This is a genomic window from Segetibacter koreensis DSM 18137 (assembly GCF_000374045.1).
In the GTDB taxonomy this organism is placed as follows: Bacteria; Bacteroidota; Bacteroidia; order Chitinophagales; family Chitinophagaceae; genus Segetibacter; species Segetibacter koreensis.
In genome coordinates this window covers 21623-44408 of the sequence record NZ_KB893381.1, presented here as the reverse complement: position 1 = coordinate 44408, position 22786 = coordinate 21623, and the positions used below count along the sequence as shown (strand labels likewise).

The window sequence follows — 22786 nt, the reverse complement described above, 5'->3', positions numbered from 1 at the left end:
TTAAGGTACGCCAAAAAAAATGACGTAACACTATAGCCAGAATACTTTTGAACTAACCTCTTTATTATTGAATGTATTGAAATAGTAAGAACTTTTAAGTTATTAAAGCTTACGCTAAGGGAACTGTTTATCATACATTGAAGGCAAGTTAGTGGTTTTGGAAACGTTGGAAAGTAAACAAATATAATATGAATTGAAGTTTAGCTTTTTTGAGAAAAATAGTATTATGAATCTAAACAAAAGTATTAGATTGATAAAAAGCAGGGAGTTAGTTTTGAGCACGTAATTATTAGAAATATGAGCAAGCAGTTATTTTTTTTAAGTTGTTTTTTTGTTTTAGCTAATCTCTCATACTCGCAGCGCAGTACACCACTCTTTAACAACGTGGATCTTTCAGGATGGAAGATAAACGGTACTGAAAAATGGTACGTGCAAAATGGAGAAATTGTTGCAGAGAGTGGTCCCGATAAAGGATATGGATACCTCACGACAGAAAAGCCTTACAAAAATTTTATTTTATCTCTTGATTTTAAACAGGACGCTAATGGAAATAGTGGTGTTTTCATCCGCTCGGCAGTCGAAGGAACAAAGATCAGCGGCTGGCAGGTAGAGATAGCTCCTCCTGGCCAGCATACCGGGGGTATATACGAATCATATGGAAGAGAGTGGCTGATACAACCTAAGCCGGAGGACGAAAAGGTATTGAAATTCGGAGACTGGAACCATATGAAAATCGAGGTAAAAAATGACGAGGTAACAAGCTGGCTTAATGGAAAAAAAATGGTACATCTGAAAGATGAGCTGATCGGAAAAGGAGAAGGGGTTATTGCTTTGCAGATCCATTCAGGGGGCGGCATTAAAATACGATCTAAAAATATCCGGATTAAAGAATTAAAGTAATTTTTTAATATAATTCATATTTAGCCTATGCAAAATAATAAAAAAGCTTTGAGGGTACTTGTAGTGGGTTGTGGAAATATGGGATCATCTCATGCCATGGCTTACCATACCAATGAAGGCTTTGAAATTTGTGGACTTGTTTCTAAAGGTAATTCCAAAGAGGTCTTGAATGCAAAGCTTGGAAACAAGTATGCATTATTTGATGATATGGATGAAGCAATGAAAGCTACACATCCTGATGCGGTTTGTATTTCAACTTATCCTGACACACATGAAAAATTTGCCATAAAAGCATTTGAGAGTGGATGTCATGTATTTATTGAAAAGCCATTAGCGGATACTGTTGCAGGCGCGGAAAGGGTAGTGGAAGCTTCAAAAAAAGCAGGTAAGAAACTGGTGGTAGGCTATATATTACGTCATCATCCTTCGTGGGAACGATTTGTTGAATTGTCACACGAACTTGGCAAACCGCTGGTAATGCGAATGAACCTGAATCAACAAAGTGATGGTAGCATGTGGACCCTTCATCGCAACCTGATGAACAGCTTAAGTCCTATTGTCGATTGCGGTGTACACTATATTGACGTAATGTGCCAGATGACACGATCAAAGCCGGTACAGGTATATGCAATTGGGGCAAGATTGACGGAAGAAATCCCTGCAGGCAATTATAATTATGGTCAGCTACAAATACGTTTTGAAGACGGGTCTGTTGGATGGTATGAAGCTGGCTGGGGACCTATGGTAAGTGAAACAGCATTTTTTGTAAAAGATGTGTTCGGTCCTAAAGGTTCGGTATCGATAGTGGCAAAAGACGCCGGCGGCTCGGGAAAATCTTCTTCCATTGAAGCGCATACAAAAACAGAAGCGCTCCGGTTTCATCATGCTGACTTGGATGAAAATGAAAAATTTGCTAAAGAAGATACGTGGATCAATCTGCAGGATGAACCAGATCACCAGGAACTGTGCAACAGGGAACAACGCTATTTTATGAAAGCAATAGTAGAAGATCTGGACCTTTCTGCCCATGCAGAAGATGCAGTAAACAGCCTGCGGATCGCCTTTGCCTGTGATGAATCTGTAAGAACCGGAAAGGTGGTGTCATTAGTGTAACGTAAAGGCTGTGATGTAAAAGGGTGGGAAACCTAAATGATTAATGCAATAATAGCAGTTATATTATGTCAATTAGAACCAAAGAAATTGGGGTTGGTGTTGTTGGTCTCGGCCTCATGGGATGTAGTATCACAACTTGCCTGCTTATGGCTGGGCACCCGGTGGTAGCAGTTGCACCCATCAGTGATGATTTGAAACATGCCGAGTCACGCGTTCGTAATCATCTTTTAAAGTCGCGCGAACAGGGGCTGGTAAATGAAGTGCCAGAATATTACATGAAGCATTTAACGATCACCGAAGATTATTCATTGCTGAAGAATTGTAAGCTGGTAATAGAATGCACCATTGAGAACGAGGCTATAAAGAAGTCAGTATACTCAAAAGTTGAATCTGTAATTGCTGATGATGCGCTTATGACCAGCAATACCTCAGCCATCCCAATAAGTTTGCTGCAAAAACTTACAAATAGACCGGAAAGATTTTTCGGTTTGCACTGGGCTGAGCCTTCGCATACTACCCGTTTTCTTGAAGTGATCTGCGGAGAACTGAGTGACGTAAAAAAGGGTGAGTACCTGTATGAACTTTCTCATTTCTGGGGGAAGGAGCCTACACTGGTAAGAAAGGATATCCGTGGATTTATCACCAACAGGCTGATGTATGCAATGTACAGGGAAGCATTTTATCTTGTTGAGAATGGCTATGCTACTGTTGAAGATGTAGACAGGGCCTGCCGTAATAATGCCGGTTACTGGATGACGTTAGTAGGTGTCTTTCGCTGGATGGATTTAACCGGCGTTCCTGCTTATCATAATGTAATAAAAGAGTTGTTCCCCACTCTCTGCAATAGTACAGAAATGCCAAAATTGATAGATGATATTGTTAAGGCAGGAGGCAAAGGTGTTGCCAATGCCCACGGATTTTACTCTTATACTCCAGAAGAGGCGAAACTATGGGAAGAGACATTTACCGCTTTCAGTTATGAAATACGAAACCTGGCATTGAAATATCCTGCTGATGTTGTTAAAAGAAAACTGAAAGAAAAAGAAGAAGAAGTTATAATATAAAATATTAACTTAACGAAGTTTGATACTTACTACGATTTAAATAATATAGGAAATCGTGTTCCATTTTTATCTGTAGATAATCATGTACCTATTAACAATCCTTCTCTGACACTTGATGTCATTATAAGAAATAGTCTTGACGTGATGCCCCTGGCTATCATACACCTAAAAACTTCAAGTTTTTTTGCAATTGAATACAGTGACGGCTGCTTATGCCTAAAGTATTACGCAAGTGAAAAATTTGCTAAAGCCATATACTCTAGTCCTAACGAGCGTGTATATAAAGACAGTTGCTTTGAATTTTTTGTTCTCTCGAAGACGAAAAAGAATATTACAATTTTGAATTTACCTGTGTAGAAAGTTGTTTGCTGGGTTTTTGAAAGGAGAAGGCCAACGGCAAATTGTTACCTAAACAAATTATTAGCGTGGTTTGTCATCAAGCCCTAATAAAGTCAACGAAAAGCCTTGATGCAAATATAGGTTGGGAACTTACGATAAAGATAGCCAGAAAGGTTTTTTATTATCACAATATAAAAACACTGAAGGGAAAATGTGGTAGACTATTTTTTACAGATGTTGAGATGAATTGCCTGAACCACCTTTTCTTACTTCGAATAATATCAAAACCGAACATCTATATTTTCATGGATCAGTGGAATTTAGCTGAGGTGAACCTTTCTGCAGGGTGATTAAAAAAACCGGCAGGGCAGAGTTATAGAATAAAAATAAAATCGATTCCATAACTAAGATCCCAAAAACAAGCAAGCAAAAGATTCCTTAACTAAACGACCTGAATTTGCTCGTCGCAAATATCTGAAGGTTTACGGAGCCGTCACAATTGCCTATTATATCCATCAATATGACGTGAACGTATTATAGAGTCTTTTTTTTAAGCTCTATAAATGAACGCGTCCGTTTTGCAATTGAAGATACTTTTGATATTCTGTCAAAAAATAACAACTGCCCATAAGTTCGTGCCATTTATTTAGGCACCTGGAGAAACGAACTATAATTTTTAAGGTAAGGTTTTAAACTCGATTTCCTTAAATTCTTATTGCATTCTTAAAATTTTTTTCGTGAGTCTCAATCGACTTGTCCGTTCTTTCGAATAAAAACACGTTGTACTAAAACCTGGCGATATTGAAAGTGATGAAGTGAGGGACTTTATGAAAAATAGTATTACTAATGTAAATAAAAGTACCAAATTCATCTGTAAATGAAAGTTATTTTTGAAGACACCTTTTAGAAGATGGATTAAGAAATTTAATGCTGGTAAGACAAACATGTAGGCTTACATAGCACGCCTGTCTGTCGTTGATAAGCTGAAAGAAAGCAATCTTAACATCAAAGAAAAACTACTGTAATTATATCTTCTTTCTGATCAATAAATAATCATAAACCCTAAACAAAAACGTATGAGCCTTATTTTTACTGTTGAGCAAAAAAAAGTGGATTCATGCTCTTTAATTAAAAGGGATCCGCTTCACAAAAGAACGTTATATATCTTCATTTTTCTACAGGTTCTTTGGTTCTCCTCTTTTGGTCAGACGAAAATTTCAGGGCTGGTTAAAAATGAAAAAGGCGAACCGCTTTCTGGTGTTAGTGTAAATTTCAAACAAACTTCAATTGGGAGCACTACTGATCAAAACGGAAAATACGCAGTTAATTTTCGTAGCAAAGGAATTCTTGTTTTTACTTCCATCGGTTATCTAAAACAGGAAATTAATGTTAATGGTCGGACTTCCATTGATGTTGTACTGGTATCACAAGCTAACTCCCTAAACGAAGTAACTGTAGTTGGTTATGGAACACAAAAGAAGACGAGTCTTACAAGTGCTGTAGCAGATATAAAAGGAGAAGATTTGAACAAACGTTCGGTGGCAGATGCTACTCAGGCATTGCAGGGACTCGCACCAGGCGTAACGGTAACAGATCAAGGTGGTGGACCTGGGCAATCACAAGTCTCTATTAGGGTAAGAGGTATAACAACATTAAGCGGTAATGATCCGCTGATTATGGTGGATGGTATCGAACAATCTCTGAATGATATCAATCCAAGTGATATTGAAACTCTTACGGTTCTTAAAGACGCCGCGTCTACAGCAATTTACGGATCCAGGGCTGCAAACGGTGTTGTGCTGGTAACTACCAAAAGAGCAAAGTCAGGCAAGTTGTCGGTAAATCTGAATAGCTATTACGCGATACAGAAAGCTGTTTACTTTCCAAAGCAGATGGGGATGGCTGATTACATGCATATGCAAAATGAGGCTTATGTCAATGCAGGGAAGCCCGCCCCATTTCCTGAAGATACCATTACAACCTGGGTTAATTCCACTGACAGAATAAAATATCCATTGGTAAACGATTGGATTAACGTAATGTTCAGCCCTGCTCCCCAGCAAAATCACACACTATCAGTATCCGGCGGTACGGATAGAATGAAAACGTTATTGGCGGTAAATTTTTTCGACCAGGATGGAATTATTCATAATAGTCATTCCCAAAGACCAAGTATTCGTTTAAATACAGATTTCAAAGTTTCTGACAAAATTACTCTGTCAGGCGACTTCAATTATCGTTTGAAAAATTACAGGGCTCCGACCTATGAGGAAAATGCGATCAAATATATGTGGGCCAGTTCCAATTTTGCAGTTCCACGTTATCCTGATGGAACTTACGGCTTAAGCTCCGACGGCATCAGCCCTTTGGTGCAGTCGGATCTCCGGGGAATATCTCACTTTAAAGATAATTTCGGCTTTGCTAATTTAAAAGCTAATATCGAGATATTGAAGGGACTGAAATTTCAAACACAATACGGCCTTACACTTCATGGATTAAGTCAGAAGATATTTTCAAACGCTTATACGATTCGCGATTACTATGATCCGACTATAATCAGGCAGCAGGTATTAACAAACTCACTTACAGAAACCCGTGATTACTCAGAGCAGTCAACACTCAATAATCTTCTAACTTATGAAACATCAACCGGAAGCCATTCGTTCAATACTTTGTTAGGTTACTCGCAGGTCGCTTATAACTATAATTTATTATCTGCCAGCCGCAAGGATTTTTATAATAATGATGTTCAATCTCTTTCTCAGGGGTCACTTGCTTCAAGGGACAATACGGGATATGAATCTGCGTGGGGGCTGCGCTCTTATTTTGGTCGGTTTAATTACAATTATGCAGAAAAATATTTTTTTGAATTAAATGCGCGTTACGATGGTTCGTCCAGGTTTACAGGGAAGGACAGGTACAGTTTTTTCCCTTCCGTATCGGGTGCGTGGCGTATTTCTAAAGAGAAATTCTGGGACAATTTATCGAACATAGCAGATGAATTTAAGATACGTGGATCATGGGGTAAAACCGGAAACCAGAGTGTAGGGCTGTATTCTTACCTGGAAACACTATCGGCAAGAGATTATAATTTTGGTGGAAGCCCTGTTCAAGGCCTTTACCAGGCAACACTTGCCAATAAAGATCTTACGTGGGAAACAACCGTGCAGTCAAATATAGGTTTGGATGCATCTTTCCTTAGTGGAAAGCTCGGTCTTTCATTTGACTACTATAAGAAAAAAACAGAAGGGATTCTTCTTTACCTGCCTATTCCACTATCGCTAGGGTTGGATGCACCTCCGCAAAATGCGGGAAATGTAGAAAATAAAGGATGGGAGCTGGGAGTTTCCTACAGGTCGCCGGCAAAGAGCTTTCGTTACAATTTCGCATTTAATATTTCAAACGTTACAAACAAAATAACAAATCTGGCTGGCTCGGGTCCTTACATATATAACAATTTCTGGGTGACAACTATTCAGAAAGAAGGACTACCTATTAATTCATTTATGGGATATAAGACGGCGGGCTTTTTTCAAAGTGAGCGGGAGGTTGATGATTATCCAACTTTATACCCGGGAACTAAGCCGGGAGATCTGAAATATGTAGACGTCAACAAAGACGGGATATTGAACTCCGATGATATGGTTCCCATTGGTTCCGATATACCACATTTTACTTTCGGAATGAATATGAATTTTGACTATAAGAACTTTGATATGAATCTTTTTTTTCAGGGAGTCGGCAAAGCTGAGGCAATGATAGGGGAAGCGGCAGGCAACATTGAGTGGCAAAGTTTCGTAATGGATTTTGAAAAAGATTACTGGACCCCACAAAACCCTAATGCAAAGTTTCCTCGTCCTGAGGCTTTTGCTGATAAAAACTGGGTAAATTCTGATTTTTGGATAGTAAATGCGGCTTATTTAAAACTGAAGAATTTTCAGCTGGGATATACGTTGCCTTCTTCTCTCACAAAAAGAGCGAACATACAAAGATTGAGGCTCTACGTTGCTAAGTCGAATGTATTCACTATTTCCAAAGTTAATAAATGGGGAATGGATCCGGAATTTAACACGAGTATGCGTCAATACCCCCAAGTTTCTTTAACTACAGTTGGCGTCAGCCTTACCTTTTAACCTCCAACATTTCAATAAAGAATAAATAAACTCATTATGAAACCGCTATTAAAAATATACATAAGCATTTTCATTGTTTTGGTGAGTGTAGGTTGTAAAAAGGAGTTATTAAATACAATTCCTAACGACCGTATCACTTCAGACATATTCTGGACTCAGGAAAAAGATGCAGTTACCGCTTGCAATGCACTCTACACCTTTCTTGATGGTACCAACCAGTTGCAGAGGGACGTATTCAGCGATGTTGCGCATACAAACAACGAATATGGCGATTATAAAGCAATAGAAACAGGCGCTTATAATGCTATTAGCCCGGTAGTTCAGGCAGAGTGGACGAATGACTACAAAGGCATTCACGGTGCAAATTATTTTCTTGAAAATATTGGAAAGGTCGCATCAATTGATACTGGCCTTATTACCCATTTGACCGGAGAAGTTCGTTTTCTCCGTGCATACTTTTATACAAACCTCGTTTTTATTTATGGTGACGTACCACTTATTACAAAATCCCTTTCGATTGATGAAGCAAAAAATGTGGTTCGAACTCCTGCAAGTGAAATCGTTGATTTTATTTATAACGAACTTAACGAGGCTGCAAATGAATTGCCGGTTAATGCGACTGAAAAAGGAAGGATTACGAAAGGAGCAGCTCTTGCATTGAATGCCCGAACAATGCTTTATGCAAAGAGGTTTGATAAAGCTGCTGAATTGGCGAAAGCCGTTATTGATTTAGGCGTTTATAGCCTCTATCCATCATATAAACAGCTTTTTTCGTATGCTGCGGAGAATAATAGTGAGGTGGTTTTAGATAAGGAGTTTTTGAAAAATGTTTATGCAAATAATGTAATGGAACTCTTTGCTCCTTTTTCAATATTATCAAATGGAGTAACCGTAGTACCACTTAAAAAGATTGCAGATAATTATCAGATGACAAATGGTAAGGGCATCAATGAAACCGGCAGCGGCTTTGATCCTTATAATCCATATAAGAACCGCGATCCACGCCTCAAATACTCAATATATGTTCCGGGTGACACCCTTCCTACAGGGGCTATTTTTGATTCGCGGCCAAACAGTGGTACTGCTGACGCCGTAGGTTCGAACTATCAGGTGTCTGTAACAGGATTTTATGTAAAAAAATATATCAATAGCGAAGACATTACTGATCTGGGAAATTGTGGAATTAATATCATATTGATGCGTTATGCCGAAGTTTTATTAACGTATGCTGAAGCAAAAATTGAACTTGGCCAAATTGATGGATCTGTTTACGATGCCATTAATGCAGTGAGGCAACGTCCCGATGTAAATATGCCTTCAATCAGCGAGGCCCAAACACAAGCAGAGTTGAGGGAAACGGTTCGTCACGAACGCATGGTTGAATTGGCGTTTGAAGGACAACGATTCTTCGACATACGACGATGGGGCATTGCAGACCAGGTTTTTACTGTTCCTGTTGCCGGAATTACTTATGTAAAAAATGGACAATTGACAACTGTTGTTCAACCTGGATTTGTGAGAAGTTTTCAAAAAAGGGATTATCTATGGCCTATACCGCAGAAAGAGCTTGATTTAAACAGGGATTTAAAACAGAACGAGGGTTGGTAGATTTATTTTCAAAAGGATTGATGGAGCATTACTTAATTCAACAATAAAAGTGATTTAATGAAAAAAATTACATTTTTTACAAACTATACCGGAACATCGAAGTACAAGTTGTTTATAATTCCGGTAATAATATCGACGTTATTTGTTTTTTGTAAACCTGGTCATTCTGACGATAAAAGTGATAAAACAACTGAGGTTGACGGGTTAAAAGTGCCTGCCGGTTTTTCTATTGAGCGTGTTGCAGGACCTGGTATGGTTACCTATCCAATGTTTGCGTCTTTCGATGGACAGGGGCGGCTCTTTGTTTTTGAGTCTGATGGAAGCTCACCATCAACAGAAGATATGCTTAAAAAACCTCCTTATCATATTCGGCTGCTTGAGGATACAAACGGTGACGGAATTTTTGATAAAAGCAAAATTTTTGCCGACTCTCTTTCTTTTCCAAAAGGAGGGGTCTTTTATAAGGGAAGTCTTTACGTAACTGCCTCACCTGATCTTTTACGCCTTACTGATACCGATGGAGATGGTGTAGCAGATAAACGTGACGTTATCCTTACGGGATGGGTACTAAATCACAATGGTGCCTTATTAGGTGGGCCTTTCTTCGGCCCTGATGGTTGGATGTATCTAACAGATGCCCGGAGGGGATTTGATATTACTACGAAAGAGGGTAAAAATTTAAAAGGAACAAGTGCCCGCATCTGGAGATGCAGGCCTGATGGAACAGGGCTGGAGTCTATGTCGGGTGGGGGATATGACAATGCAATTGAACTATCCTTTATGCCTTCTGGCGAAACAATTGGCACTATGACCTATTTTATCGAGCCACAAGGCGGGATGAGAGATGCGCTTATGCATTGGGTAGAGGGAGGTGTGTACCCCAAACCTTATCCCGTTATCGAGCAGGATCATTTTAAATTGACAGGAGACCTTATGCCCGTGATGACTAAGACGGCCCGCGTAGCGCCATCAGGTTTAATGAGGTACAGGGGAGCGGGTTTTGGAAAAGAATATACGGGAAACCTTTTTAGTGCTGAGTTCAATACAGGCCGTATCATGCGTCACCAGATTACTCCTGACGGCGCTACTTATAAAACGGTTGATGAGCCTTTTATCACTTCAACTGTTTCTGATATACATCTTACCGATGTGTTAGAGGATGCCGACGGAAGTATGCTGGTACTTAATACAGGTGGATGGTTTATTGCAGGATGCCCGTTGTCAAGGGTAGCTAAATTAGATGTACATGGCGGCATATACCGGATAAAGAAAAAAGGTTCAGAGCATGTGGAAGATCCCTGGGGGCATAAGATACAATTTAAGTCTCTTACACCCGAAAATCTCGTAGCGTATATGAAAGATCCACGTCATGCGGTTCGTGACAATGCAATTGAGCAGCTTATTGAAATCGGAGAACGTTCTGTTGTTCCAATCAAAAATTCAATCCTTGCATCCAACGACGAGGAGATTCGGGCTGCGGGTGTCTTCGCCCTTTCCAGGATCAATACATTAAATGCATGGCAGGAAGTGCGGGCAGCTTTGAATGATTCATCGGCAATAGTCAGGACCGCCGCCGCACGTGTTTTGGGATTAGGAAAAAACAAAGAAGCGGTTAATAAACTTATGGAAATCGTTCAGAAGGACAAACCATCAGTTCGCCGGCAGGCAGCTACGGCTTTAGGTCAAATTGGAGACAGTCGTGCGGTTACTGCACTGTTAAATGGGGCAACAGATAGCATTGATCGTTTTGTAGACCATGCAATAACGTATGCGCTTATTAACCTCAAAACGCCTGCTCCACTGATTGCTGCTTTACATCATTCTTCTCCAAATGTAAGAAAGGTAGCAGTTATCGCGCTTGACCAAATGGACGGGACGCCTTTGCAGAAGGAAGCGGTCGTCCCTTTTCTTGCAAGCGAAAACACTCAATTACGGAATACAGGAATTTGGGTTGCTTCACATCATACAGATTGGGCAGATATAGTTGTAAACTTCCTTCGCAACCGTTTAAATAATGCCAATCTTTCTACTACAGATGCAACCCCTGTACGCGATCTGATGATTACGTTCGCTGAAAACAAACAATTACAAAATTTTGTTGGAGGTCAACTTGGCAACGATGCGACACCTGTTGCAAGAAAAGCTTTAATGATAGATGTTATTAATCATTCGTCTGTAAAGGAAATTCCCGGTGTTTGGGTTCAGCAATTGAGCAAACTTCTACAGTCGGGAGATCCTGAATTACGATCACTCGTACTGGCACTTATTGAATCAAGGAACATAAAGGCCTTGAATGAACAATTAAAATTAATTGTGCAAAATCCAAATACCCCTGCCGATTTTCGCCTTAAAGCGCTCGGCTCTATGCTTTCATCTGATCCAAGACTTTCTGAAACAGAATTTCGAATGGTATTGAACTATCTTGATGCAAAAAATGAATCTCCGGTAAGACAATTGGCTGCACGTGTACTTGGTTCCGCAAAATTAAGTAATATGCAACTTCTGACACTTGCTAAGGAAGAAGTTTCGCAGACCGATGTTTTCCTTTTGCCAAACCTGGTAAACGCTTTCCAGGGGAATAGTGATCCACAAGTAGGCAAAGCGCTCATTGCGGCACTAAGCAGTAAAGCAAACCGCTTGGATAATCTTTCTGAACAGGACCTCGAAAAATTATTTGGTGAATATCCTAAGGATGTAAAAGCTTCAGCCGAACCATTAATGGCAAAATTGCGTGAGCGCAATGCTGGCCGTCTCGCACAATTACAACAGGTAGAAGCCAATCTGAAAAGAGGCGATGTCGCGCAGGGGCGAAAACTTTTCTTTGGAAAAGCGATTTGTTCTACATGCCATTCTGTGGGAAATCAAGGCGGAGATTTTGCTCCTGATTTAACAAATATTGGAGAAATACGCTCAAGACATGATATATTGGAGGCGATTTTATTTCCCAGCGCCAGCTTTGCCAGGGAGCATGAAACATCTAAAGTGATTACGAAAACTTCCACTTATACTGGCATTATCAGGCAACAATTACCTGAAGCCCTTATTGTATCAATTGCACCAGGGCAAAATGTTCGCGTTCAGCGTTCAGAAATTACAGCAATTGAACCACAAAGTGTTTCAATGATGCCACCAGGACTCGATAAACAACTAAGCAACGAAGAATTATCAGACCTAATAGCTTATCTTACTTCTCTTCCTGATGGAATGGGGGGACATGGAAATGAACACTGATTGCTGACATAAAAATAACAATTTACAAATGAATAAAGTATTTCCTGTACTGTTTGACTTCCTCTTGTCTATGCTTGTAATGGCGGGCTGCACCACTGCGAAGTTCCCGCAGAATACAACGGATATTGCCGGTTCAAAACGAGTGAACTTATTTAATGGTAAAAATTTAGACGGTTGGTACAAGTTCGTTCAGTACCGGGGCCGTGATAATGATCCAAAACAAGTATTTACTGTTCATGATGGATTGATACATGTTTCGGGGGAGGAATATGGAAGTATTATAACTAATGATGTCTTTGAAAACTATAAACTTGTTGTAGAATTTAAATGGGGTACACATACATATTCACCCAGAATAGAAAATGCGCGGGATAATGGTGTGCTGATACATTCAAACGGTGAGGATGGAGGCTATTCAGGTATCTGGATGCATTCCATAGAATGCCAGATTATTGAAGGCGGAACAGGAGATTTACTGGTAGTGGGCGATTCTACCACCAATTTTTCGCTCTCGAGCCCGGTGGCCCAGGAAAAACAAAATGGCACCTACATTTTTCAGCCCAATGGTTCTCTTGCAACAATTCACGGCGGCCGCATTAACTGGTTTGCTCGTGACCCAAATTGGAAAGATATTAAAGGATTTCGGGGTAAAAATGATATTGAAAAGCCTACCGGAGAGTGGAACCATATGGAATGTATTGCAGAAGGGGATAAAATATCAATAATGCTCAATGGTACTTTAGTTAACCAGGCTGTAAATGTTCGGCCTTCTAAGGGGCGTATTCAAATACAATCAGAGGGAGCAGAAATATTTTTCAGGCAGGTAACACTTACGCCATTAGACATAAAATAGATTTTTATCGATGTTTGATACAGGATTATGGGTCGATTTCGGCTAAAGATTGCCATTGTAAAGAGGAGTAAAGAAGCAGTCTGATGCTAAAATAAATGGTCTTTCCATTTTTTGAAAATGGACCCTTGTCCCTTACGATACTGAAGCTATTGTGTTTTCTTTGAAGTAGTAATATTAAGGAGACGACGTTGGATTATAATTGAGATTATAAAAATAAAGTGTAGACTCATTTTATTGCATATTGGTTTGACGAGAAAAGAGTTTGCCAAAGTGAAAAATTCTAATTACTTTTTTGTTTCCAATAATTAACTGTTTATTTAATGAAAGCTGTAGAATACCGTCTGCCACAGGAATTCGACAAATCCTTCATTGTATTTAAAGAAAAGGGTAAGTTTTTTCCATGTCCCTGGCATTATCATCCTGAATATGAATTAGTATTAGTTACTAAAAGTACCGGTGTCCGAATGGTTGGAGATAGTGTTGGTTATTTCGCCGAAGGCGACCTTGTATTTATGGGTCCTATATTACCACACCTTTGGATAAATGATCCGGAGTATATCAATGGCCAGGCTGATTCTTTAGCCGAAGCTATTGTAATTCATTTTGTTGACGATTTTCTTGGAGAGAATTTTTTTGACCTCCCTGAAATGAAGCCCTTAAAAAATTTTTTAACTCTATCAAAGCATGGGATGGTGATTAAAGGAAATAGCCGGGAAAGAATAAATGTCCTAATGAAACAAATGCTGCACATGAATGGTATACAGAGAATTGCAGCATTATTTACCATATTCGATATTCTTTGTACTAGTTCTGATTACGAACTTTTAGCAAGCCCGGGTTATTTAAAACATAGCCAGCTAAACTGTACAAATCGCTTTAGTAAGGTTACGGCCTACATTATGAGAAACTTTGATAAAGACATAACGTTGAAAGAAATTTCGTCCATAGCAAATATGGCCGTCACTACTTTTTGTAACTTCTTCAAAGAGCATTATAGAGTTACGTTCGTTGAATATTTAAATATTGTAAGAGTTGGCCATGCTTGCAAGTTTTTAAGCGAGCGCGATGAAAGCATAGTTGAGATTGCTTACAAATGTGGTTTTAATAATCTAGCTAATTTCAACAGGCAATTTAAAAAAATAAAAAAAATGACCCCTAGCGAGTATCGTAGAAGGGTTAATGTTAACTCGATGGAATTTGCATAAAATAAATTTAAATAATTGCAGATGCAAGTCTAGAAACGTTAAAAGAGAATGCAAACATCTGTTTCCATCTTTTTTTCCGGCTTTTAAAACCCTTTTAAAACCCATAATTAGTTGGCGGGAGTTTCGCCATTATATTTTTTCAGCAAATAGTCTCGTAATCCTTCGCACAAATTTTCAGTAATATCAATAGCAGATATAGATCTTTCTTAAGAAAGTTGTTGAAAGCAGTAAGGCTAGTTTCAAAATGTCGGTTTCCGGTTCGTCAAAAGTTAGTCAAAAAAGAAGGTAGAAAGAGAAAAAAAGCGGTTAAAAATGGCCCACAGGAAATAATAAACCCTTGTAAATCAATAGTAATTAAAGAAATACAAGGGTTATTAAGTGCCCAAGACTGGATTCGATTTCCGCTGATTGTTAACTATTTATTAATACTGCTCGTCTTTTTGTTACATTAAGTACTAGTATTAATCCTATCACCCGTGCCTGTTTCTAAAAAAGTATTGCTAACCCTGTTACCGCGGCATTTTAACGGCGCAAGCTACGAGAACATTTGTGCTAGTCATTGTCGTTACCCAGGATGATTGAACATGACCTTTTCGCAGTTTCCCTTCTACCGTTCATTCCTAGTTAGTCAGTCTTTTACCTAAATTATTCCGTATCCTCACTCACGTTACCGTACGGAACGTTTGGGTAAGGCTGCGTGATTTGTTTTTTTATGGCCGCATTACCTACCACTTCCATGTGTAAGATTAATATGTCAGGTTTCTTTCTTGATTTTGCTGAAAATGGAGGCAAATGAATACAAGCGTCTAAAGAAGTTAAACTCGTTAAAAAAGCATAATTATTAGCAAAATAAGTGAATTTTTATGCTTAAAGAATCCTCTACATTTATCTATCCAAGCTAACACTCTAACGGTTATAATCATTACCATATGAAAAGAAAATGGCTTTTTTTTAGGTCATTTATTAAAATGACTCTAATAGTGATTTTCATTTTTTCTATTCCTTTTATCACATTTTCACAAACTTCACAAAGCGGCCGGGTTATAACAGGGGTTGTAACCGACGATAAAGGGGAGCCTCTTTCCGGAGTAAGTATTTCGGTAAAAGGCAACACTAAGACCACAACTTCTGACGACAATGGAAAATTTTCCATTCCTGCTGCTAACAACAGTACCCTCGTCCTTTCTTACGTTGGGTTCGGTTCAAGGGAAATTGCTGTAAGATCACAGACTACGGTTAATGTAAGACTTGAAGCAGAAAATAAAACATTAAATGATGTTGTGGTGGTGGGGTATGGCACACAAAAGAAAGTAAATGTTATAGGATCTGTCGTAACTGTTGGAAGCAAAGAGCTGTCCTCTTCGCCTGTTCCAAATATCTCCAACGCATTAGCCGGACGCCTTCCCGGAGCTGTCGTACAGCAGTCAAACGGAGAGCCGGGAAATAACGGAGCAACTATTTTAATTCGTGGAATGGCCACGCTGGGAAACAACGAACCACTTGTTGTAATAGATGGTATTTTGGGAAGGGATTTAAATTCCATCAATCCAAGCGATGTAGAAAGCATTAGCATTCTTAAAGATGCATCTGCTGCTATTTATGGTGCACGAGCTGCTAACGGAGTAATCCTTGTTACAACTAAGCGCGGGAAAGAAGGCTCTCCTCTCACTGTTAATTATAGCTTTTACCAGGGATTGCTTACACCAACCGCACTTCCAAAAATGGCCGATGCTGTTTCTTATGCGCAAATGATTAGAGAGGTGCAAACATATGGAGGTGTTGACGAAGCAAACAAGAAATTTTCACTTGATGATATAGAAAAATATAAGTCAGGAAAGTTTCCATGGACACATCCTAATACTGATTGGATAAATGCATCTTTCAGGAAATTCAGCCAGACACGGAACCATAATGTAGCACTAAGTGGTGGAAATAAAGCGGTAGACTATTATGTCTCTTTTGGTACTGAATATGAAAATGGAATATTTAAAAATTCATCAACTTCATTTAACAGGTATAATCTTAAAGCAACAGTTAACGCTAAAGTAAACGAGTATTTAACACTTGGAGTTGACATAAATGGTTCGCAGGAAAACAGGAATTATCCTTCCGTAGATGCTGGCTTCAATCTCGATGGCGCAATTAAAAGCCTTCCAACCTCTCCTGCAGTTTATCCCAACGGCCTGCCGGGACCAGACATTGCGTATGGTCAAAATCCTGTAGTAACGGTAACAGATCAAACGGGTTTTGATAATTCTAAACGTTACAGGGCAAATAATATTTTTAGTGCTAATCTTAAAATTCCGGGCGTAAAAGGCTTAACTCTTTCAAGTTATTATGCTTATGATATTAATCTCGGTCAAAGAAAATTATTTCAGAAACCATGGACACTTTACCAGTTAGATGAACCGGCTTACCTGGCTGCGGGCAACACAGGAGTGGAAGATGGTTCTGCTTTCCTTGTAGGAACATTAAAAGGAGTGCCGGAACCATGGCTAAGAGATTTTTACGATGATGCCAGAACGAAAACCTTTAATATAAAAGCCGATTACACTGCTACCATTAAGGGAGTGCATAATATAAGTGCCTTTGTTGCTTACGAATCTTCTGAATATGATGGTAAAGGTATTGATGCTTATAGAAGGTATTTCATTAGTTCGCAATTACCTTACCTGTTCGCTGGGGGAGATGCGGAAAAGAACAACAACGAGTTCGTGTCGCTTGATTCGCGTATCAACTATTTTGGAAGACTGAGCTATAATTATAAGGAAACGTATTTATTCCAGTTTTCGATGAGAAGGGATGGTTCACTACGATTTTCAAAAGAACACGGGCGGTGGGGTAATTTTCCAAGCGTACTGGCAGGCTGGAGAATATCAAACGAAAATTTCTGGAAAAATAATATCAGGTTTATAGATTACTTTAAGTTGAGAGCGTCGTGGGGGCAATTGGGTAATGACTTGGTTGCACCCTTCCAATATCTGACTGCATATTCTTTAAGTACCGGGTATGTTTTAGGATCCGGCAGAAGTTACTCAACAGGTCTTAGCCAAATAGGCGCTACTAATCCAAATATTACTTGGGAAGTGGCAAATGTTTACAACGCTGGCTTTGAGTCGATGTTCTTTCATAACCACTTTACACTGAATGCTGACTTTTTCTACCAGAGACGTAATAACATCCTGGTAAAAAGAAATGCATCTGTGCCTGATTTTACCGGTATTCAATTGCCAGATGAAAACTTTGGAATTGTAGATAACAGAGGTTTTGAAATATCATTAGGATATAATAACAAGGTTAGAGATTTTATTTACTCGCTCAACGGGAACATTGCATTTGCCCGAAACAAAGTGATAGAGTTTGATGAACCAGCACGCAACGTTCCGTGGCAGGTGTTAACAGGTAAACCACAGGGTTCAGAACTTGTTTATCATTCTATAGGTATCTTTAGAGATGAGGAGCAAATCACTAAAACTCCGCATGTGTCTGGAGCTATACCCGGAGATATAATTATCCAGGATTATAATAACGACGGGCAGATCAACTCTGATGACCGGGTATTGCACACTAAAACTGTTAACCCTGAGATTACTTATGGAGTTTCTTTTAGCGTAACCTATAAGAACTGGAGCCTGAATGGCCTTGTGCAAGGTGCGGCAAATGCAAGCAGGAGGGTACTGGTAGGCTTACAGGGTTTTGCCGGTAATTATTTTGCTTATGATGCCGATGGCAGATGGACCCCTGATAATATTAATGCTAACAAGCCAAGAGCTTTTGATAGAAATGATGCTTATTGGAGGAATGACTATGTAACGGACTATTCCTATCAGAGTGGAGCTTATGCACGTTTGAAAAATCTTCAATTAGCTTATACGATTCCAGTAGGTATACAAAATAAGATACGCCTTAAAGATGCGCAAATATACTTGTCCGGGCAAAATCTCTTCCTGCTGTATTCTGGCAACAAACTGATTGACCCGGAGGTGGGCGGCATACGCACTACCGTTGCCACCGACCCTGCTCCTGGCGTGTATAGTTATCCTATTATGCGAGTGTTTACAGTCGGAGCAAGAATTTCCCTATAATCAGTTTTAAAATCAGTTTTAAGATTTAGAATTAAATAAGAAATAGATATGAAACTCTTTAAACTATATATACCACTTTTAACCCTCGCCATCTTTTTCCTTGCGTCATGTAGCAAGATTTTAGATAAAACTCCCCAGGATAAATTTTCAGATGCCCTGGTGTTCTCAGACATTAACCTCGCCGACCGCTACCTGCTCAATACTTATAATGAAAGTTTACAAGGCGGCTTTGGGTATTTATCTTATGCTTCTATTTCAGATGAATCGCACGATACACATGGTTTCGAAACAGGAAACTACCTGCAAGGAAATATTTCACCCAGCGCTACCGGTCCGTTTGGCAACTGGGCTTTCCATTATACCAATTGGGGAGTTATGTACAAGAATATTCAAAGACTAAATATATTTCTGGCTAACATAGAAAAAGTTGCTGACGCTTACCCTGCACCACAACAAGCGGCTATTAAAACACAAGCTGAACGAATGAAAGGAGAGGCGCTGTTTCTAAGGGCCTTTTGTTACCATCAACTTGCCCGTAATTATGGTGGACTGGTCATTATTACTCAACCTTTTCAGATAGGAGAAGATTATCTTTCCATCAAGCGATCAGGTTTTAAAGAAACAGTTGATTTCATTTCAGGACAATGTGATTCCGCTGCTGCATTACTGGGAGATAAGGCGGACATGGAAATGGGAAGGGCAACTAAAGGAGCCGCTCTTGCCCTGAAATCAAGACTTTTACTATATGCTGCAAGTGATCTTACCGCAGACGGTACTGCTGAAAATGAATTTGTAGGATATAAAAGCGCTGATCGTACTGCATTGTGGACAGCGGCAAAAAACGCAGCAAAAGCGGTAATGGACCTGGGAACATATAAGGTCGAGGATTTTGGCGCTCCAGACCAGGCAGCAGTGTCAGCAGGTTACTTTAATTTCTTCAAAGCAAAAGATCTGTCAAGCAATGAGGTTATCTGGGGGAAAATGTTTTTGAAAGATGTAGGAAGCCGTAACCAGATCAACCTTATCAATGGCACAAACGGGTTTGTAATGTATGGTTGTAATGCTCCTACCGGAAACCTCGTAGACGCTTTTCAAATGGCTGATGGATCAGATTTTAAAAACCATTACAAGGTAGATAATAACGGTTTCTATAAAAATATCTCCACCAGGTACACGAGCCCGAATATGTATTATAACCGCGAGCCAAGGTTTTATGCCGAGATATTATACGACAGTGCAGTTTGGCAAAAACGTTATGCTGATCTTGCCGGAAGAGATCCTCTTGGAATTTATGACAGACGCACTCGTGTCACTATACAGAATGGGCAGGAAGTAAGTAAAATATTTGGAATTGACACCCGGCAAGGTCCTGTTGACGGCGACGATGGAACCTACACAGGATACACTTTTAAGAAATACCTTGACGATAAAGTGTACGGCACCGAAACGAATAATAATGAGAATGCCTGGTTTGAATTTAGGTATGCAGAAATTCTTATGAACTATGCGGAGGCCAGTTTGGCATTGAATGAGACGGGCGAAGCAACTAAATACATCAATATCATAAGGAACCGAGCAGGTCTTCCTGATTTTACTGGTGACATTACCGCTGCATTAAGATATGAAAGAAGGATTGAGTTTATATATGAAGATATTCGTTGGTATGACATCAGGAGGTGGAAAATTTTAAGCCAGGCGCTTACCGATGCGACTGGAGTTGATATTGTTGAAACAAGAAATAAGGATAATAATACGGTGACTACAACATGGCGGCAGATTGTTGTTCAGAAACGGGGACCTGCAGATAAAAAAATGTATTGGGTTCCTATTCCGGTTGACGAGATGAACAGGGCACCTCAACTGGTGCAAAATCCGGGATATTAATCGTAAAGATTTTAACGGAGAGTTGGGCACATTGCATCGTCAGAACTCTTCGCATTAATTGAAATAATAGTTGTTTTGATAATCAGGAGTTAAAAATAATATGCTTGTGCATAATAGATTTTAAGTGGTGACCTGAAGAGGCACGTAAAGAAACTTCAGGGGCATCTACTACAAGCATTCATTACGCATAATGAAAGTCTACAAAAGAATATTTCTATATTTTATATTTATAATTACTGCAAGTAATCCCGTTGCGTTAATGGCGGAGGGACTAAGTCAGGCAGGTAAAATAGGAAACAATTTATGCGAGATAGCTGTGCATAATTCTAATAGTACCTTATGGACTTACCAGCTGGCCGAAGGACAAAATACGTTGAGTATGCAGGTGCCGGTGTTTGAAATTGATGGCAGAAAAGTTGCAGCAAAGGTGTCTGTATTTGATAAAAAGCCGGATATTCACCTTACTAATGGAGTTCAAGAATATACATTTGAAGGGCCTATTGTTTCTGATCCTTCCATAAAACTTAGTATACTTTTTCGGGTCTCTCCCGGTAATCCCATTGTCAGGTTTCAATATGCGTTGCACACCACCGGTAATCACCGGCTCACAAAGACAAGTGGAAAAGATAATTTCACTTATTGTTCTACTTCTTTAAAAAAGTTCAATAGTATTAAAGAAATACGGTTTTCAGAATTTAATGAAAAATATCATGCTTATTTGCTGCACGAAGAAGCTTTGGATAACCGCTATTTTGAAGACGATTTTTCAGCTATGGGGCCTATGATCGTTTTTTCAGATCCCAAAGAACAGTTTCTACTTGCTTATGAACACGGGTCACAATTGCCTGACCGTTTCCTCGAATTTCAATTTCATCCATCACATGATTTATCGCTCCAGGCAGCGAAATCAAATTACGTAAATAATCAGCCATTAAACCATCAACAGGCATATGAAACGCTTTGGTTTGAGATAGGTGGGGCAAAAGGCGACCAGTCTGCCCTGCAAAAGCATTACCGCAACTTCATGCTTCGCTATATTACAGAAAACCTGGAAAGTCGTAAGCCTTATATTTTTTATAATTCATGGGGAAGGCAGGAGCGTGATAGGGATGTAAGCGGGAGTTATTTAAGTAGCATGAACATGGCAACTACGCTTAAAGAAATAGATATTGCAAAAAAAATGGGCGTAGACATTTTTGAAATTGATGCCGGATGGTTTTCAAAAACAGGTGACTGGGATGTAAACACTTCTTTTTTTCCTGACACGCTTAAGCAAGTGAAAGCAAAATTAGACGACTATGGTATGAAGCTGGGCTTATGGTTCAACCCGACAGTCGCTGCTATTGACAGTAAATTGCTTACAGCTAATCGTTCTTCGGTAATGAGCTGGAAGGGAGAAAAGAGCAAACCGAAACTAATATGGGAAACAAAAGAAAGTGTTGATCTTTGTTTAGTAAGTCAATACTGGGAAGCCTATGCCGATAAATTAATTGAAACGATAAAAAAATTAGGCATTACTTATATTTATTGGGATGGTGTTGGTTCTTATGGATGTGATGATCCTCACCATTTTCACGGTACGACTGATAATTCAGAAGAAGAAAGGGCTGGAAGTTATGCATTTCAGCTTCCTATATACATGTCGAAAGTAATAGATAAAGTATGCAAAACTTACCCCCACACTATTTTTGATTTCGATGTAACTGAAAAAGGGCGAACTGTAGGGTTACAGTTTTTATCATCAGGAAAGTTCTTCTTCATCAATAATGGGCCCTACTATTCTAATTACGACCTGGCAGCCGAAGGCAAAAGTCCGTTGAAAAATGGCAACACTAATATATTTGTCAATCCCGGTCCGGCAAGGGGATGGTTTGCCCGATCTGTTTTAAACTATGATCAATGGATTCCTTCTATTTTACTTTTTGCTCCTTATATGTCCGATGAACCAAGAAATTCGCAAACCATCAATATCGCTTCTTTGATACTCGGTGCTAACGGTTTATGGGGTGAGCTTATGAAAGTATCGCCGAAAGGCATAGCATATTTTAATGAAGTTCTGGGCGTATACAAACAAGTAAAAAATGACATTACCGAAAGTAGTCTCGTGAGGCAAGGTGAGACAGGAACGAGCCCTGAAATATATGAAAAAATTAATGAAAGAACAGGCAAAGGTGTTATGGTAGTATTTGCAACTATTCCGGGAAAGTACACTTATGTTTCAGAAAATAAAGTAGCAAAAGATACCTGGAAAAATGAAGGAGTTGAGGTTTCATTTGATGCAAAAGGAAGAGCTGTTTTACAAATGACTTTTGATACAGGTGGCGCGAAAATCATATTCTTTGGAGCAAAAAAATGATTTTTCGAAAAAAGG

At 39.3% G+C, this 22786-nt stretch carries 12 protein-coding genes; all 12 read left to right on the top strand.

Going from position 1 to position 22786, the window contains the following annotated elements:
- Positions 1-297: 297 nt before the first annotated feature.
- The 12 genes from B154_RS0124185 (at position 298) to B154_RS0124125 (ending at position 22771) form a co-directional block, all read left to right on the top strand.
- Positions 298-900, top strand: a complete 603-nt coding sequence (locus B154_RS0124185) for a 3-keto-disaccharide hydrolase (RefSeq protein ID WP_018616941.1) — start codon at positions 298-300, stop codon at positions 898-900.
- Between the two features lie 27 nt (positions 901-927).
- Positions 928-2013, top strand: coding sequence for a Gfo/Idh/MocA family protein (locus B154_RS0124180; RefSeq protein ID WP_018616940.1), 1086 nt, complete (start codon positions 928-930; stop codon positions 2011-2013).
- A gap of 65 nt (positions 2014-2078) precedes the next feature.
- Complete coding sequence (locus B154_RS0124175) at positions 2079-3077, top strand: 3-hydroxyacyl-CoA dehydrogenase family protein (protein ID WP_018616939.1); 999 nt, start codon at positions 2079-2081, stop codon at positions 3075-3077.
- Positions 3078-3221: 144 nt separating this feature from the next.
- Positions 3222-3434, top strand: coding sequence for a carbohydrate-binding family 9-like protein (locus tag B154_RS34035; protein WP_071595324.1), 213 nt, complete (start codon positions 3222-3224; stop codon positions 3432-3434).
- Between the two features lie 1058 nt (positions 3435-4492).
- Positions 4493-7549, top strand: a complete 3057-nt coding sequence (locus B154_RS29665) for a SusC/RagA family TonB-linked outer membrane protein (protein ID WP_018616937.1) — start codon at positions 4493-4495, stop codon at positions 7547-7549.
- Between the two features lie 36 nt (positions 7550-7585).
- A complete protein-coding gene (locus B154_RS0124160) occupies positions 7586-9157 on the top strand; it encodes a RagB/SusD family nutrient uptake outer membrane protein (RefSeq protein ID WP_018616936.1) in 1572 nt (523 codons plus the stop codon).
- 57 nt (positions 9158-9214) lie between these two features.
- Positions 9215-12388 carry a PVC-type heme-binding CxxCH protein gene (locus tag B154_RS0124155; RefSeq protein ID WP_018616935.1) on the top strand — a complete coding sequence of 1058 codons (3174 nt, stop codon included), beginning with the start codon at positions 9215-9217 and terminating at the stop codon, positions 12386-12388.
- 28 nt (positions 12389-12416) lie between these two features.
- Positions 12417-13241, top strand: a complete 825-nt coding sequence (locus B154_RS0124150) for a 3-keto-disaccharide hydrolase (protein ID WP_018616934.1) — start codon at positions 12417-12419, stop codon at positions 13239-13241.
- 320 nt (positions 13242-13561) lie between these two features.
- Complete coding sequence (locus tag B154_RS0124145) at positions 13562-14446, top strand: AraC family transcriptional regulator (RefSeq protein ID WP_018616933.1); 885 nt, start codon at positions 13562-13564, stop codon at positions 14444-14446.
- 929 nt (positions 14447-15375) lie between these two features.
- On the top strand, positions 15376-18531 hold the full coding sequence (locus tag B154_RS0124135) for a SusC/RagA family TonB-linked outer membrane protein (RefSeq protein WP_211217543.1): 3156 nt from the start codon (positions 15376-15378) through the stop codon (positions 18529-18531).
- A 48-nt stretch (positions 18532-18579) separates the two neighbouring features.
- Complete coding sequence (locus tag B154_RS0124130) at positions 18580-20415, top strand: RagB/SusD family nutrient uptake outer membrane protein (protein ID WP_018616929.1); 1836 nt, start codon at positions 18580-18582, stop codon at positions 20413-20415.
- A gap of 190 nt (positions 20416-20605) precedes the next feature.
- The gene (locus B154_RS0124125; protein ID WP_033412616.1) at positions 20606-22771 is read left to right on the top strand and encodes an alpha-galactosidase; all 2166 of its coding nucleotides are present in this window, start codon (positions 20606-20608) and stop codon (positions 22769-22771) included.
- Positions 22772-22786 lie beyond the last annotated feature (15 nt).

What these genes read in the sequence shown, in the direction of transcription:
- B154_RS29665 (WP_018616937.1), top strand. Translation starts at nt 4,493, where the DNA reads ATGAGCCTTATTTTTACTGTTGAGCAAAAAAAAGTGGATTCATGCTCT.
- B154_RS0124145 (WP_018616933.1), top strand. Translation starts at nt 13,562, where the DNA reads ATGAAAGCTGTAGAATACCGTCTGCCACAGGAATTCGACAAATCCTTC.
- B154_RS34035 (WP_071595324.1), top strand. Translation starts at nt 3,222, where the DNA reads ATGCCCCTGGCTATCATACACCTAAAAACTTCAAGTTTTTTTGCAATT.
- B154_RS0124155 (WP_018616935.1), top strand. Translation starts at nt 9,215, where the DNA reads ATGAAAAAAATTACATTTTTTACAAACTATACCGGAACATCGAAGTAC.
- B154_RS0124175 (WP_018616939.1), top strand. Translation starts at nt 2,079, where the DNA reads ATGTCAATTAGAACCAAAGAAATTGGGGTTGGTGTTGTTGGTCTCGGC.
- B154_RS0124130 (WP_018616929.1), top strand. Translation starts at nt 18,580, where the DNA reads ATGAAACTCTTTAAACTATATATACCACTTTTAACCCTCGCCATCTTT.
- B154_RS0124180 (WP_018616940.1), top strand. Translation starts at nt 928, where the DNA reads ATGCAAAATAATAAAAAAGCTTTGAGGGTACTTGTAGTGGGTTGTGGA.
- B154_RS0124125 (WP_033412616.1), top strand. Translation starts at nt 20,606, where the DNA reads ATGAAAGTCTACAAAAGAATATTTCTATATTTTATATTTATAATTACT.
- B154_RS0124135 (WP_211217543.1), top strand. Translation starts at nt 15,376, where the DNA reads ATGAAAAGAAAATGGCTTTTTTTTAGGTCATTTATTAAAATGACTCTA.
- B154_RS0124185 (WP_018616941.1), top strand. Translation starts at nt 298, where the DNA reads ATGAGCAAGCAGTTATTTTTTTTAAGTTGTTTTTTTGTTTTAGCTAAT.
- B154_RS0124150 (WP_018616934.1), top strand. Translation starts at nt 12,417, where the DNA reads ATGAATAAAGTATTTCCTGTACTGTTTGACTTCCTCTTGTCTATGCTT.
- B154_RS0124160 (WP_018616936.1), top strand. Translation starts at nt 7,586, where the DNA reads ATGAAACCGCTATTAAAAATATACATAAGCATTTTCATTGTTTTGGTG.